15 protein-coding genes are annotated in these 13,156 nt (G+C 68.9%); 10 read left to right on the forward strand and 5 right to left on the reverse strand.

Annotation, left to right across the window (positions count from 1 at the left end):
* The first annotated feature begins 28 nt into the window (after positions 1-28).
* The 7 genes from ACS5PM_RS15730 (at position 29) to ACS5PM_RS15760 (ending at position 4,633) form a co-directional block, all read left to right on the forward strand.
* Positions 29-541 (forward strand): hypothetical protein, encoded by a 513-nt coding sequence (locus tag ACS5PM_RS15730; protein WP_439388595.1) that lies wholly within the window; start codon positions 29-31, stop codon positions 539-541.
* 113 nt (positions 542-654) lie between these two features.
* Positions 655-1,476: an ABC transporter ATP-binding protein gene (locus tag ACS5PM_RS15735; protein WP_439388627.1), complete on the forward strand. Its 822-nt coding sequence runs from the start codon at positions 655-657 to the stop codon at positions 1,474-1,476.
* A complete protein-coding gene (gene mlaE, locus ACS5PM_RS15740) occupies positions 1,473-2,252 on the forward strand; it encodes a lipid asymmetry maintenance ABC transporter permease subunit MlaE (RefSeq protein WP_439388596.1) in 780 nt (259 codons plus the stop codon). The genes ACS5PM_RS15735 and mlaE overlap by 4 nt, the downstream gene beginning before the upstream one ends.
* Before the next feature lie 24 nt (positions 2,253-2,276).
* Complete coding sequence (gene mlaD / locus ACS5PM_RS15745) at positions 2,277-2,768, forward strand: outer membrane lipid asymmetry maintenance protein MlaD (protein ID WP_439388597.1); 492 nt, start codon at positions 2,277-2,279, stop codon at positions 2,766-2,768.
* On the forward strand, positions 2,765-3,577 hold the full coding sequence (locus ACS5PM_RS15750; protein ID WP_439388598.1) for an MlaA family lipoprotein: 813 nt from the start codon (positions 2,765-2,767) through the stop codon (positions 3,575-3,577). Before mlaD ends, ACS5PM_RS15750 begins: the two co-directional genes overlap by 4 nt.
* A 126-nt stretch (positions 3,578-3,703) precedes the next feature.
* Positions 3,704-4,333, forward strand: a complete 630-nt coding sequence (locus tag ACS5PM_RS15755; RefSeq protein ID WP_439388599.1) for an MlaC/ttg2D family ABC transporter substrate-binding protein — start codon at positions 3,704-3,706, stop codon at positions 4,331-4,333.
* Between the two features lie 24 nt (positions 4,334-4,357).
* Positions 4,358-4,633, forward strand: coding sequence for an STAS domain-containing protein (locus ACS5PM_RS15760; protein ID WP_439388600.1), 276 nt, complete (start codon positions 4,358-4,360; stop codon positions 4,631-4,633).
* Between the two features lie 30 nt (positions 4,634-4,663).
* Here the strand turns inward: ACS5PM_RS15760 and ACS5PM_RS15765 are convergent, their stop codons facing one another.
* Together ACS5PM_RS15765 and zwf are read right to left on the reverse strand one after the other, a co-directional pair.
* Entirely contained in the window at positions 4,664-5,533 is an 870-nt protein-coding gene (locus tag ACS5PM_RS15765) for a MurR/RpiR family transcriptional regulator (protein ID WP_439388601.1), read from the reverse strand.
* A gap of 120 nt (positions 5,534-5,653) precedes the next feature.
* The gene (zwf, locus tag ACS5PM_RS15770) at positions 5,654-7,099 is read right to left on the reverse strand and encodes a glucose-6-phosphate dehydrogenase (RefSeq protein ID WP_439388602.1); all 1,446 of its coding nucleotides are present in this window, start codon (positions 7,097-7,099) and stop codon (positions 5,654-5,656) included.
* A 172-nt stretch (positions 7,100-7,271) separates the two neighbouring features.
* On the opposite strand from zwf, the gene tal reads away from it, so the two are divergent.
* From tal to ACS5PM_RS15785, 3 genes are read left to right on the forward strand one after another with little or no spacing between them, the layout of a single operon-like run.
* Positions 7,272-8,225 carry a transaldolase gene (tal, locus tag ACS5PM_RS15775; protein WP_439388603.1) on the forward strand — a complete coding sequence of 318 codons (954 nt, stop codon included), beginning with the start codon at positions 7,272-7,274 and terminating at the stop codon, positions 8,223-8,225.
* On the forward strand, positions 8,222-9,817 hold the full coding sequence (gene pgi / locus ACS5PM_RS15780; RefSeq protein WP_439388604.1) for a glucose-6-phosphate isomerase: 1,596 nt from the start codon (positions 8,222-8,224) through the stop codon (positions 9,815-9,817). Before tal ends, pgi begins: the two co-directional genes overlap by 4 nt.
* Positions 9,814-10,437: an HAD family hydrolase gene (locus ACS5PM_RS15785; RefSeq protein ID WP_439388605.1), complete on the forward strand. Its 624-nt coding sequence runs from the start codon at positions 9,814-9,816 to the stop codon at positions 10,435-10,437. The genes pgi and ACS5PM_RS15785 overlap by 4 nt, the downstream gene beginning before the upstream one ends.
* Before the next feature lie 3 nt (positions 10,438-10,440).
* Here ACS5PM_RS15785 and ACS5PM_RS15790 read toward each other — a convergent pair whose 3' ends face one another.
* From ACS5PM_RS15790 to ACS5PM_RS15800, 3 genes are all read right to left on the reverse strand, one after another.
* Positions 10,441-11,406 (reverse strand): GlxA family transcriptional regulator, encoded by a 966-nt coding sequence (locus tag ACS5PM_RS15790; protein WP_439388606.1) that lies wholly within the window; start codon positions 11,404-11,406, stop codon positions 10,441-10,443.
* The gene (locus tag ACS5PM_RS15795; RefSeq protein WP_439388607.1) at positions 11,403-12,080 is read right to left on the reverse strand and encodes a DJ-1/PfpI family protein; all 678 of its coding nucleotides are present in this window, start codon (positions 12,078-12,080) and stop codon (positions 11,403-11,405) included. Before ACS5PM_RS15795 ends, ACS5PM_RS15790 begins: the two co-directional genes overlap by 4 nt.
* A 338-nt stretch (positions 12,081-12,418) precedes the next feature.
* Complete coding sequence (locus ACS5PM_RS15800; protein WP_439388608.1) at positions 12,419-12,997, reverse strand: cysteine hydrolase family protein; 579 nt, start codon at positions 12,995-12,997, stop codon at positions 12,419-12,421.
* Positions 12,998-13,156: the final 159 nt, after the last annotated feature.

Genomic DNA, 13,156 nt, shown 5'->3' on the forward strand with positions numbered 1-13,156 from the left:
CCGCCCGACAGCGACGTGGCGCCAGCTCATGCTGGCCGCCACAGTCGGCTTGCACGGGTTGCTGATCGCCGCGGGCTGGGGCCTCGGCGTGCCGGTGCGGGAGCCGCCAGCGGTGGAGCCCCCGCCGCTGCAGGTGATGCTGATCAGCGAGCGCGATGGCGCGGGCACCTCGCCCCAGGCGGTGCAACAGCCGGCCACTGACACGGGCCGCCCGATGCCCCTGCCGCCACCGACCGCGGAGCCGGTATCCGCGCCGGTGATACGCCAGCCGGATCGGCCGGCGCTGCCGATCACCGCTCCGGACCTGGCGCCGCTGGCGGAGCTGCCGGCACCCACGGCGGCGATCCGCCTGCGCCTGCACATCGACGCGAACGGCCGCGTCGGCCCGGTCGACGTGCTCGAATCCGACCCTGGCGACGCCGCCTTCGTGCAGCGCCTGGTCGAGATCCTGCTGGCCACGCCGCATGTGCCCGCACGCCGCGATGGCGAAGACGTGGCCTCCGACAAGGTGGTGTCGCTGGATTTCGGTCCCGGCGGCTGAGCCTGGCACTTCGCTGTGGCCGTTGCCACACGAAGGGCCGTTGTGCAGACGCGCAAAGTCCTGGCCATGCAACGGCCTATTCGAGACCGCATGCGAGAATCTGCGGGAAATCCCTGCCAGAGATGAGCGACCCATTCATTGAGATCGACCACGTCACGTTTGGATATGACGCCAGCCGGACGATCCTGAACGATGTGAGCCTGCGCTTCATGCGCGGCAAGGTCACGGCCGTCCTCGGCGGCTCTGGCTGCGGCAAGACCACCTTGCTGCGCCTGATCGGAGGTGTCCACCGCCCCAACTCGGGCCGTGTGGTCTTCGACGGCGAGGTCGTCAACGTCCAGGATCGCGAGCAGCTCTACCGCCTGCGCCGCCGCCTGGGCATGCTGTTCCAGTTCGGCGCCTTGTTCACCGATCTTTCGGTCTACGACAACGTGGCGTTCCCGCTGAGGGAAATGACCGACCTGCCCGAGGTGCTGATCCACGACATCGTGCTGATGAAGCTGAACGCGGTCGGCCTGCGCGGCGCGGCGAACCTGCGCATCAGCGAAGTCTCAGGGGGCATGGCACGCCGCGTGGCGCTGGCGCGGGCCATCGTGCTGGACCCCGAGCTGATCATGTACGACGAGCCCTTCGCCGGCCTGGACCTCATCTCCATGGGCGTGGCCGCCAAGCTCATCCGCACCCTGAATGACGTGACCGGTGCGACCTCGCTCGTGATATCGCACGACGTGCCCGAGTGCATGGCGATCAGCGACTGGGTGGTCCTGATGGCCACCGGCGGGCGCATCGTCGCGCAAGGCACTCCCGAAGAGCTGATGAACAGCACCGAGCCCGAGGTGCGCCAGTTCGTTCGAGGCGAGCCCGACGGACCCGTGAAATTCCACTACCCCGCGCGCCCCATCGCCGAGGACTTCGGCCTGGGGGTGGCGGCATGAATTTCCTGGCGAGGATTGGCGCCTGGGCGCTTCGCAGTCTTCGAGGGTGGGGGCGTGCCGGCTTGTTCTTCGCCGACGTGGTCAAGGCCCTGCCGGCCGCCATGCGCCGCTTCGGGCTCGTGGTGGATCAGATCCATGCGATCGGCAACCTGTCGCTGCTGATCATCCTGGCCTCCGGCCTGGCCGTGGGCTTCGTGCTGGCGCTGCAGATGTACTACGCGCTGGTCACCTACGGCGCCACCGAGTCGCTGGGCCTCATCGTGAATCTTTCGCTGGTCAGAGAGCTGGGTCCGGTGGTCACCGCGCTGCTCTTCGCCGGCCGCGCCGGCACCTCGCTGACGGCCGAGATCGGCCTGATGAAGGCCGGCGAGCAGGTCGCGGCGCTGGAGCTGATGGCGATCGACCCGCGCCAGCGCGTGCTGGCCCCGCGCTTCATCGCCGGCATCATTTCCATGCCGCTGCTGGCCATCATGTTTTCGGCCGTCGGCATCATCGGCGCCTGGGTGGTGGCGGTGGCGCTGATCGGCATCGACCCCGGCAACTTCTGGTCCATCCAGCAGAACGGGGTGGATGTCTGGCGCGATGTGGGCAACGGCGTGGTCAAGAGTTCGGTGTTCGGCGTCATCTGCACCGCCGTCGCTCTGTACCAGGGCTACACGACCGAGGCGACACCGGAAGGCGTGGCCTACGCGACGACCCGCACGGTGGTGATCTCGTCGCTGTCGGTGCTGGGCATGGATTTCATCCTCACGGCGTTGATGTTCTCGGCGCGTTAGGGAAGGACGAGGAAAGATTCGGATATGGCAAAGAAGAGCATCGAAACCCTGGTCGGCCTGTTCGTGCTGCTGGGCATCGCCGCCCTGGTGTTCGTGGCCCTCAAGGCTGCCAACCTCGGCAACTTCAGCAATGGCGACACCTACCCCCTGCAGGCCCGCTTCGACAACATCGGCGGCCTCAAGGCGCGCGCGCCGGTGCGCTCCGCCGGCGTGGTGGTCGGCCGTGTCACTTCGATCAAGCTGGATCCCAAGACCTACCAGGGCGTGGTCACGCTGAACATCAATTCGGGCGTCGAGTTCCCCAAGGACTCCTCGGCCAAGATCCTGACCTCCGGGCTGCTGGGCGACCAGTACATCGGCATCGAGCCCGGCGCGGACGACAAGAACTTCGTCGCCGGCGACGTCATCAAGCAGACCCAGTCCGCCGTCGTGCTGGAAAACCTCATCGGCCAGTTCCTTTTCAGCAAGGCTGCCGACGCCAGCAACGAGGCTCCGGCCGCCGGAGAAAAGAAGTGAGAGCGGCGCCCGCGCTGCTGCTCGCTCTGGCGCTGACGGCGCCGGTGCTGGCGGCCGAGGGTGACGCAGCCCCGGCGGCGTCTGCGGCGTCCGCCGCCGGCGAAGTGGCGGCGGGCTCCGGCGGGGCCCGGCCGGTCTCGAAGAGCGACCCGTTCGAAAGCTTCAACCGCTCGATCTTCGGCTTCAACGAATCGCTCGACGCCGCGGTACTGAAGCCGGTAGCGCAGGCCTACCACGACGTGGTGCCGGAGTACGTTCGCAACCTCGTCACCAATGTCATCGGCAACGTCGCCGATGCCTGGTCGGCGGTCAACCACCTGCTCCAGGGCAAGGTCGAGAGCGGCCTGCAAATGGGTTTTCGCTTCGCCGTCAACAGCGTGCTGGGCTTCGGCGGTCTGCTCGACATCGGCAGCGAAATCGGCCTGGAGAAGCAATCGGAGGACTTCGGCCAGACACTCGGCAAGTGGGGTGTCCCGGCCGGTCCCTACGTGATGTTGCCTGTTCTCGGGCCTTCCACCGTGCGGGACACGGCAGCGTTGCCCCTGGATCTGCAGGCCACGCCCGCTTCGCTGATCGACGACAAGACGGCGACGGTGCTGGGTGTGACCGGCCTTCAGGTGGTCAATGCACGCTCCAACCTGCTCGGGGCCAGTCGGGTGCTCGACGACATCGCGCTGGACAAGTACAGCTTCCTGCGCGATGCCTATCTGGCCCGGCGCCAAAGCCAGGTCTACGACGGAAGCCCTCCGGAAGCAGAAGAAGACGAAGATCAGCCGCCGGCGAAGCCCGAACCCGCGCCGCCCAAATAGGCAAGTGAGCGCGTGCTCGCTGCAATTTGTCACCGGCCCGGGTGAACCGCCGATCGGGCTGGCGCGTTGTTTGCCGGGACGGTGGAATGTCAGCCGTCGCACACAGACCAAGGAAGGATTGACTGCATGATTGCCTTTGCCCTGACCCGCCGCCTGGCCCTGGCCACCCTGGCCGCCGCTGCGCTGGCCAGCCCCTTCGCTGTCCGGGCCGACGTGACGCCTCCCGACGCCCTGATCAAGCAGCTGTCGACCGAGGTCATCGACTCGATCAAGGCCGACAAGGCCATCCAGTCGGGCGACGTCTCCAGGATCATCGCCCTGGTGGACACCAAGGTGATGCCCAACGTGAACTTCCAGCGCATGACCGCGATGGCCGTCGGGCGCAACTGGCGCAGCGCCACGCCGGAACAGCAGCAGAAGCTGCAGACCGAGTTCAAGACCCTGCTGGTTCGCACCTATGCCGGTGCGCTGACGCAGGTTCGCGACCAGAGTGTGGCTCTTAAGCCCTACCGCGCCGCGCCCACCGACACCGAAGTCGTCGTGCGCACCGAGATCAAGGGCAAGGGCGAGCCGATCCAGCTGGACTACCGCCTGGAAAAGAGCGACAGCGGTTGGAAGATCTACGACGTGAACGTGCTTGGCGTGTGGCTCGTCGAGCAGTACAAGAACAGCTTCGCCCAGGAGATCGGTGCCGTCGGTATCGACGGCCTGATCAACAAGCTGGCCGACAAGAACAAGGCCGCAGCCAAGGGCTGACGGCCGCTCGACTACGGCGCGACGATGACCACCCTCACCTTGCCGGCAGCGCTGACGCTGCGCGATGCGCGCTCGGCGCTCGCCACGCTCGAACCCGCCATCGCGCAGGCGGACGAGGCCACGATCACCGTCGACGCCGGTGCCCTGAGCCAGATCGACTCGGCGTCCCTCGCCGTGCTGTTGCAATGCCGGCGCCTCGCCGAAGAACGCCAGCGCGGCTTCGAGGTTCGCAACGCGCCGGTCAGGCTGGTGGAGCTGGCGAGGCTCTACGGCGTCGCCGAGCTGCTGCACATGGACTGATGGTCGGCGCGTGCGTGGGTAGCGGCCGGCTCAGCCTGCTGCGGTCACGTAGCGCCGGGTGCGCAGGTTGCGCTTGATCTCCTGCAGCACAGGCCTGAGGGCCTGGCCCAGGCGCAGCGCGACGCCGGTGGTCAGGATGTCGATGATCATGAGGTGCAGCATCCGCGAAACCATGGGGCTGTAGCGGTCGTAGTCCTCCGGGTGGTCGGCGGCCAGGACCACCTGGCCCGCCCCCTGCGCCAGCTGCGCCAGCGGTGACCCGCTGGCGGTGATGACGATCAGCGTCGCGCCCTTCTTCAGCGCGATCTCGGCCACGCCGAGCAGATCCTGGCTGCGGCCGGAGTTGCTGATGACGACGGCGCAGTCCACCGGCTTGAGCATGGTCGCGCTCATGACCTGCACATGGCCGTCGCTCAGGGCCACGGCATTGATGTCCAGGCGGAAGAACTTGTGTTGCGCATCCTGCGCCACGATGCCGGAATTGCCTACACCGTAGAACTCGACGCGGCCCTGCTGTCGAGCTGTCTCCACCATGGCCGACATGGCCCGCTCGAAGGCGTGGCTCGCCGCGTCATTGCGGTACTTGAGCAACGCGCTGACTGCGTTGTCGATCACCTTGACGATGATGTCCGAGGGCTTGTCGTCCTCGTCGACCGAACGGTGGACGAAGGGCACGCCCTCGTTCACCGTGCCGGCGAGCTTGAGCTTGAAGTCCGCCAGGCCGTCGTAGCCCACCGAACGGCAGAAGCGCACCACCGTGGGCTTGCTGACGTGCGATCGCTCCGCCAGCTCCCCGACCGGCATCGAGGCGAAGCTGCGCGGATCCGACAGGACCAGCTTGGCCACGCGCTGCTCGGCCGGAGGCAGGGCCGGGATGGAAGCGCGAATCCGGTCAAGCATGGGAGGGCCTTCGGGCCGCGAGGAGGCAGACGATTCGGGCCGCAGCGCAGGGCCGCTCCCGGGCCGGGCCCGGTCCCCTCGGGAGACCGACCCTTCCACTCATGGGGCGAGGGGTCGACATCACTGTTCCTCGGCCCAGGCGAAACCTTCGCGCGCGACCAAGGCGCTGGCGGCCGGAGGGCCCCAGCTGCCGGCGGCATAGGTCTTGAGGTCACTCGAGTCCTGGGCCCAGCTGTCGAGGATGGGCTCGACCCAGCGCCAGGCCTGTTCCTGCTCATCGCTGCGCACGAACAGGTTCAGGCGGCCGGCGATCGCATCCAGCAGCAGGCGCTCGTAGGCGCCCACGCGCTCGCTGGGGAAGGCCTTGTCGAAATCGAGGTCGAGGAACACCGGGCTCAGCGAGTCGCCCTGGCCCGAGCCCTTGGCGGCCAGGAGATGCAGCTCCAATCCATCCTCCGGCTGCAGCTTGATCACGAGCTTGTTGGCGCGGGTCGTGCCGGGGAAGATCGGATGCGGCACCTCGCGGAAATTGACGACGATCTGCGCATCGCGCGCGGCCAGGCGCTTGCCGGTGCGCAGGAAGAAGGGCACGCCGGCCCATCTCCAGTTCTGCACCTCGGTGCGCAGGGCGACGAAGGTCTCGGTCGTGCTGCCGCGCGGTACCTTGGTCTCGTCCAGATAACCGGGTACCGGCCGGCCGTCGACCGTGCCGGCCTTGTACTGGCCGCGAAGCACGTCGCGGGCGACGCTGGCCGGCGTGAAAGGCTTGAGCGACTTCAGCACCTTGAGCTTCTCGTCGCGGATCGCGTCGGCATCGTTGGTCGACGGCGGCTCCATGGCGATCATGGTCAGCAGCTGCAGCGCGTGGTTCTGGATCATGTCGCGCAGGGCGCCGGTGCGATCGTAGAAGTCGCCTCGGGTGCCCACGCCGATCGACTCGGCCAGGGTGATCTGGATGTTGGAGATGCTCTCGCGCCGCCACAGCGGCTCGAACAGGGCGTTGGCGAAGCGCAGCGCCATCACGTTCTGCACGGCCGGCTTGCCGAGGTAGTGGTCGATGCGGAAGGCCTGGCGCTCGCTGAACACCGAACGCACCACCCGGTTGATCTCCTGGGCGCTCGCCAGGTCATGGCCGAGGGGCTTCTCGAGCACCACCCGCACGCGCGGGCCGTTCAGGCCGGCCGCGCCGAGCTGTTCGCAGATCACCGGGAACAGGTGCGGGCTGGTGGCCAGGTACAGCACCGCGGTCTCGGCCGAACGTTCGTCCAGCCAGGCCTTCAGGCCGGCGTAGTCGGAGGGCTGCGAGAGATCCATGCGGCGGTAGTGAAGCAGGGCCGCGAAGCGCGCGAACTCGTCGTCGCTCGGGCGCTTGGATTGCTCCACTTCCGCGAAGCGATCGCGGATGAAGGCGCGGTAGTCGTCGTCGCTGCGTTCGTCGCGCGCCACCGCCAGGATGCGTCCGCCCGGCGGCAGCTTGCCGTGGCGGAAGGCCTGGAAGAGCGCCGGCATCAGCTTTCGCCAGGTCAGGTCGCCGGTGCCGCCGAAGAAAACCAGATCGAAGGACATGCTCGAGGAGGTGAAACAAAGTTACACGCTTGATGATGCATGAGTTTCTTCGACCGGTCAATCGACGCCGACTGCCCTGCAGGGCGTAACCGGTCCGAAACCGCCGGGCGCCGGGCAGGGTTTCTAATCACGGCTGCGCCTTCCAGCTTCATCCGGCGCCCGACGGGAAACCATGAACCAGCTCGAACAACTCAAGGCCTATACGACGGTGGTGGCCGACACCGGCAACTTCAAGCAGCTCGCGCAGTACGCGCCGCGGGACGCGACCACCAACCCATCGCTCATCCTGAAGGCCGTGCAGCAGCCGGACTATGCGCACCTGCTGGAGGAGGCTGTGCAGGCGCACCGTGGCGCGCCGCTGCCCGACCTCGTCGACGAGGTGCTGGTGCGATTCGGGCGCGAGATCCTGAACGTCGTGCCGGGCCGGGTCTCGACCGAGGTCGATGCGCGCCTGTCGTTCGACACGGCAGCATCGATCGCCCGCGCCCACCACCTGATCGCGCTGTACGAAGCGGCGGGCGTGCCGCGCGAGCGCGTGCTGATCAAGGTGGCCGCCACTTGGGAGGGCATCCAGGCCGCGCGGGCCCTCGAGCACGAGGGCATCCATTGCAACCTCACGCTGCTTTTCAGCTTCTGCCAGGCAGTCGTCTGCGGCGAGGCTGGCATCACGCTGATCAGCCCCTTCGTCGGTCGCATCTACGACTGGTACAAGAAGCAGGCCGGCGCCTCGTGGGATGAGGTGGCGATGGCCGGCGCCAACGACCCCGGGGTGAAGTCGGTGGTGCAGATCTACAACCATTACAAGAAGTTCGGCATCGAGACCGAGGTGATGGGCGCGAGCTTCCGCAACACCGGCCAGATCCTGGCGCTGGCCGGCTGCGACCTGCTCACCATCAGCCCGGACCTGCTGGGCCAGCTCCAGGCCGCCGAGGCCCCCGTCACGCCGGCGCTCGATGTGCGCGAGGCACAGCTGATGGACCTGCACGCGGTCGTCTACAACGAGGCGAGCTTCCGCTACGCGCTCAACGACGACGCGATGGCCACCGAGAAGCTGGCCGAGGGCATCCGTCTGTTCGCCGTGGACGCGGCCAAGCTCGACCACCTGATCCTGGAGGCCTCACGATGACGAAGGCACCGCGCTGCGACGAAACGGTCGCCTGGACCGCGCTGCGCGGTCACCACGAGGCGCACGGCCGGACGCTCGACCTGCGCCAGGCCTTTGCCGACGATCCGGCGCGCTTCTCGCGCTTCTCTCTGCAGGCGCCGGAGGTCTTCGCCGACCTGTCGAAGAACCGGTGGGACGAAGTCACCCGCCGGCTGCTGCTGGAGCTGGCCGAGGAGTGCCAGCTGGGCGCCCGGCGCGATGCGCTGCTGGCCGGCGAGCCGATCAACACGACGGAAGGCCGCGCCGTCCTGCATACCGCGTTGCGCGCTCCACGCGGTGCCGGCCCCTTCAGCGCGGATGTCCACGAGGTGCTCGACGCCATGCTGGCGTTCGCCGAGCGCATCCGTGCCGAGGCGGGCCACGGCTTCACCGACATCGTCAACATCGGCATCGGCGGCTCGGACCTCGGCCCTCGCATGGCGGCGCTGGCGCTGCAGTCCTTCTGCCATCCCGGCCTGCGACTGCACTTCGTCTCCAACGTCGATGGCCACGACATCACGCCGGTGCTGCACGGCCTGAAGCCCGAGCGCACGCTCTTCATCATCGCCTCCAAGACCTTCACCACGCAGGAGACGATGGCGAACGCCGCGGTGGCGCGCGAATGGTTCGTCGCCCACGGCGGGCGGGACACCGCGCGCCACTTCGTCGGCGTGACGACCAACGTCGAAGCGGCGGCGAAGTTCGGCATCGCCGAGACCTTCGGCTTCTGGGACTGGGTCGGTGGCCGCTACTCGCTGTGGAGTGCCATCGGCCTGCCGCTGGCGATCGCCATCGGCGCCGAAGGCTTCCGCTCGCTGCTGGGCGGCGCCCGGGCGATGGACGAGCATTTCGCCACCGCCGCGTTCGCGCAGAACCTGCCGGTGCAACTGGGCGTGCTGGACGTCTGGTACCGCAACTTCCACGGCTTCACCAGCCGCTCGGTCGCGCCCTACCACCAGGGCCTCGCGCGGCTGCCGGCTTACCTGCAGCAGCTGGAGATGGAGTCCAACGGCAAGGGCGTCGATGTCGAGGGCCGCCCGCTGCCCTTCGGCACCAGCCCCGTCGTCTGGGGCGAGCCGGGCACCAACGGCCAGCATGCCTACTTCCAGATGCTGCACCAGGGCACCGACGTCGTTCCGGTCGAGTTCATCGCCGTGCGCACGCCGAGCCACGGCCACGCCGACCTGCACACCAAGCTGCTCGCCAACTGCCTCGCGCAGAGCCAGGCCCTGATGCTCGGCAAGACGGCGGACGAGGCGGCCACCGAACAGGCGCCGACGGCCTCGAAGACGCTGGACCGCGCCGTGCTGGCACGCCATCGCAGCTTCCCGGGCAACCGGCCGAGCACCACGCTGTTGCTGCAGGCGCTGAACCCGCGTTCGCTCGGCGCGCTGATCGCGCTGTACGAGCACCGCGTCTTCGTCAGCGGCGCGGTGTGGGGCATCAACAGCTTCGACCAATGGGGCGTGGAGTTGGGCAAGGCGCTGTGCAACCAGCTGCTGCCCCGCTTCCAGTCGGGCGACACGGCCGGCCTGGACGCCTCGACCGCCGGCCTGCTGGCCCGCCTGAAATGAGCCATCCGGCGATCGTCTTCGACTTCGGCCGGGTCGTGTTCGATTGGCAGCCCGAGGCGCTGGTGTCCCGGGTCCTTCCTGTACGCGCGTCCTCGCCGCAGGCCGCAGCCCACTGGGCGAACGAGATCTTCCAGGGCTACCAGGGCGACTGGGGCGACTTCGACCGCGGCGAGGTCGAGATCCCCGCGCTGGTGGAGCGCATCGCCGCCCGAACGGGCCTCACCGGGGCCGAGGTACAGGCGGTGGTCGACGCGGCCCCGGCCTCGCTCACGCCGCTGCCTGGAACCATCGCCCTGATCCAGCGACTCAAGGATGCCGGAAGGCGGCTGCACTTCCTTTCCAACATGCCGGCGCCCTTTGCCGAGCACCTCGAGCGCAGCCACGAATTCATGCACTGGTTCGACGGCGGCGTGTTCTCTTCGCGAGCCAGGGTGAACAAGCCCGAGCGGGCGATCTACGACCATGCCCTGCAGCAGTTCGGCCTGCCGCCGGCGCAAGTGCTGTTCATCGACGATCACGCGCCCAACGTCGATGCGGCCCGTGCGCTGGGTTGGCAGGCCGTGCAGTTCGTCGGCCACGAAAAGCTGGAACAGGCGCTGCAGGAGCGCGGCCTGCTCTGACGATCAGCTGCCTGCACGCTGCCGCGCGCGGCGCCACTGCCTGTCCGAGCTGAAGCCCGCCAGAGCCAGCGCCTGCGGCGTGCGCAAGCCCGCCTGGCGGGCCTGCTGCGCCAGCGCCAGGCGCACCTGCTCCACATGCTCGCGCGGGGTCACGCCTGCGTGCTCGCGGAACAGGCGCGCCAGGTGTCGCGGCGTGACGTGAGCCAGCTCTGCCATGCGCTCGAGCGACCAGTCCTCGCCGGGCGATTCCACGACGGCGCTCTGCACCGCATGCACCACCGGATGGAGGTGGCTGCGGCCGGCCAGCAAGGGGGAGCGTTCGGGATCGTCCCCGGCGCGGCGATGGAAGACCACCATCACCTGGGCCACGGCCGAGGCCAGCGCCTCGCCCAGCTCCTGCGAGATCAGGTGGAGCGCGAGATCGATGCCGGCGGTGATGCCCGCGCTGCTGGCCAGCGGGCCGTCCTCGACGAAGACGCGATTGCCGACGACGCGCGCGGCGGGCGCCAGGGCCCTGAGTTCGTCGAGCAGCTCGTGGTGACTGGTGACGGCCCGCCGGCCCAGCAGGCCGGCATCGGCCGCCAGCAGCGAGCCGACGCAGACGGTGAGGAGGCGGTGGGATGCCTCGGGGGCCTCGATCGCCGGGGCCACGACGCGCGACAGCCAATCCCTGGCCGACAGCCAGGCTGGATGACGACGCACCACCTGCGTAGCCTCGCCCGGCCGGCCCAGCAGCACCACCCAGCTGCGCGCACCGAGTTCGTCCGGCAAAGGCTCCAGCCCCGAGAGGGTGAGGCCGACGGAGGACGAGGCGCTCGGCTGCGGGCCGATATAGCGCAGCCGGAAGCGAGGCGGCTGGCCCCGGCTGGCCAACTGCTGGTTGGCCAACCGGAAGGCCTCGGCGGGACCGGCCAGGTCCAGCAGCAGCGTGTCGGGCAGGACGACGAAGAGGACGTCCGCGCAGCTCACCGGTGCACCCTCGGGCCTGCGGCCCGGTCCCTCCAAGAGGAATGAGCCCCTACGGGCGGCCGGGCGGGGCTCATGCGCCCACCCAGGGGCACGTCGAGCTGCCGTGCGGTGCGACTGGCCAGTTCCGCGTCCGTCAGTCGGCCGACGAGGTGGAGGCTCATGTCGATGCCCGCGGCGATGCCGGCGGAGGTGACGAAGCGGCCGTTGTCGACCCAGCGACGCTCGGGCCGCACGCGCAGGTCGGGGTGACGCCGCGCGAGGTCTTCGGCATCCTCCCAATGCGTGGTCACTTCCGCATCGCGCAGCAGGCCGGCAGCGGCCAGCACGAAGGCGCCCGTGCAGATCGATGCGGTGATCCGCGCCGTGCCCGAGTGGCGTTGCAACTCGGACAGCAACGCCGCGTCCTCCAGCAGCGCGTCCACCACGCCCCCGGGCACCAGCAGCACATCGCAAGGCGGTGCTTCGGCAAGCGCCATGTCGGGCCGCAGGCTCAAGCCGGCGCGGGCCGTGGCGGGCTGCCCGTCGAGCGACGCGGTGAGCAGCTCGAACGGCGGTGGCGCGACGGGCTCGCGTCGCGCCGCCATGCGGTTGGCCGTGGTGAAGACTTCGTAGGGGCCGGCGAAGTCCAGCAGCTCGACCTCGTCGAACATCAGCAGCAGCAAGCGCGTGCTCATTGGAGCCCCTCGCCCGACGAGTACGTCGGCCGATCCCCCGAGGGGGCCACCGTGGACGTGGACCGTCCGGGGGACGGTCCTTGCCCGGTGGCGGCCGGCTTGGGAGCGGCCCGGCACTCGGCCCGCCAACAGGGGGTTGACCCAGGATGTTTCATTGGAGCCCCTCGCCCGACGAGTACGTCGGCCGATCCCCCGAGGGGATGCGGGCCGGCTTGGGAGCGGCCCGGCACTCGGCCCGCCAACAGGGGGTTGACCCAGGATGTTTCACTGGTGCACCCCGCGGCATGCGGCCGATCCCGCCAAGCGGGAGAGAGCCCCTACGGACGACCGGGCGGCGCTCATGCCTGGCGCGCCCGCTGCAGGGCCTGTTCGACGGTGCATAGGGTCGCGAAGCGGCCAGCCAGCACGGTCTCGGTCCGCTCGCGGATGGCGGCCGCGCTGAGCACCGTTCCAGAAGGGGTGCGCATGTCGAAGGTCAGCGTGGCCTCGGTCACGTAGTCGACCTCCCAGCCTTCGTCGCTGGCGTGGCGGGTGGTGGTTTCGCAGCATTGCTCGGTGCGGATGCCGGCCACGATGAGCCGGCGGATGCCGTGCTGGTGAAGCCACACCGGCAGCCCCGTGCCGACGAGCGCGCTGTGGCGGTGCTTCTCCACCCTCAGCGCCGCATCGAAGGGCCGCAGTTCCTCCAGCGGTTTGATCAGGCCGCTGGCGTGCGAGAACGCGTTGTCCGCGCTTTCGGGGCCATCGGTGTGGAAGACCTGCACGATGGGAATGCCAGCCGCCTGGGCGCCCGCCAGCAGGGCATTGGTGCGCTCGAAGAAGGCCGGAGCCTCGGCGTCGCTCCAGTAGGGCCGGGCTCGGAACGATGCCTGGACGTCGATCAGCAGCAGGGCGGTGGTGGCGGCGGAAGTGGACATCGGATGCCTCGGTCTGGAAGTGGATGGAGGATGCCATGTTCCCTCGATGGCGCTCCGGCGGACAGGCCGCAAACGGACCGGATGCGGACGTTTCAGGACATGACTCGGCGAATTGGGCGGATTTCCGATCAGACTCTGCGCGCCGCCCGCGGCGGGCCT

This window comes from Ideonella flava, from assembly GCF_051857595.1.
In the GTDB taxonomy this organism is placed as follows: domain Bacteria; phylum Pseudomonadota; class Gammaproteobacteria; order Burkholderiales; family Burkholderiaceae_C; genus Ideonella.

What these genes read in the sequence shown, in the direction of transcription:
- ACS5PM_RS15730 (WP_439388595.1), top strand. Translation starts at nt 29, where the DNA reads ATGCTGGCCGCCACAGTCGGCTTGCACGGGTTGCTGATCGCCGCGGGC.
- mlaE (WP_439388596.1), top strand. Translation starts at nt 1,473, where the DNA reads ATGAATTTCCTGGCGAGGATTGGCGCCTGGGCGCTTCGCAGTCTTCGA.
- mlaD (WP_439388597.1), top strand. Translation starts at nt 2,277, where the DNA reads ATGGCAAAGAAGAGCATCGAAACCCTGGTCGGCCTGTTCGTGCTGCTG.
- ACS5PM_RS15755 (WP_439388599.1), top strand. Translation starts at nt 3,704, where the DNA reads ATGATTGCCTTTGCCCTGACCCGCCGCCTGGCCCTGGCCACCCTGGCC.
- ACS5PM_RS15760 (WP_439388600.1), top strand. Translation starts at nt 4,358, where the DNA reads ATGACCACCCTCACCTTGCCGGCAGCGCTGACGCTGCGCGATGCGCGC.
- ACS5PM_RS15765 (WP_439388601.1), bottom strand. Translation starts at nt 5,533, where the DNA reads ATGCTTGACCGGATTCGCGCTTCCATCCCGGCCCTGCCTCCGGCCGAG.
- zwf (WP_439388602.1), bottom strand. Translation starts at nt 7,099, where the DNA reads ATGTCCTTCGATCTGGTTTTCTTCGGCGGCACCGGCGACCTGACCTGG.
- tal (WP_439388603.1), top strand. Translation starts at nt 7,272, where the DNA reads ATGAACCAGCTCGAACAACTCAAGGCCTATACGACGGTGGTGGCCGAC.
- pgi (WP_439388604.1), top strand. Translation starts at nt 8,222, where the DNA reads ATGACGAAGGCACCGCGCTGCGACGAAACGGTCGCCTGGACCGCGCTG.
- ACS5PM_RS15785 (WP_439388605.1), top strand. Translation starts at nt 9,814, where the DNA reads ATGAGCCATCCGGCGATCGTCTTCGACTTCGGCCGGGTCGTGTTCGAT.
- ACS5PM_RS15795 (WP_439388607.1), bottom strand. Translation starts at nt 12,080, where the DNA reads ATGAGCACGCGCTTGCTGCTGCTGATGTTCGACGAGGTCGAGCTGCTG.
- ACS5PM_RS15800 (WP_439388608.1), bottom strand. Translation starts at nt 12,997, where the DNA reads ATGTCCACTTCCGCCGCCACCACCGCCCTGCTGCTGATCGACGTCCAG.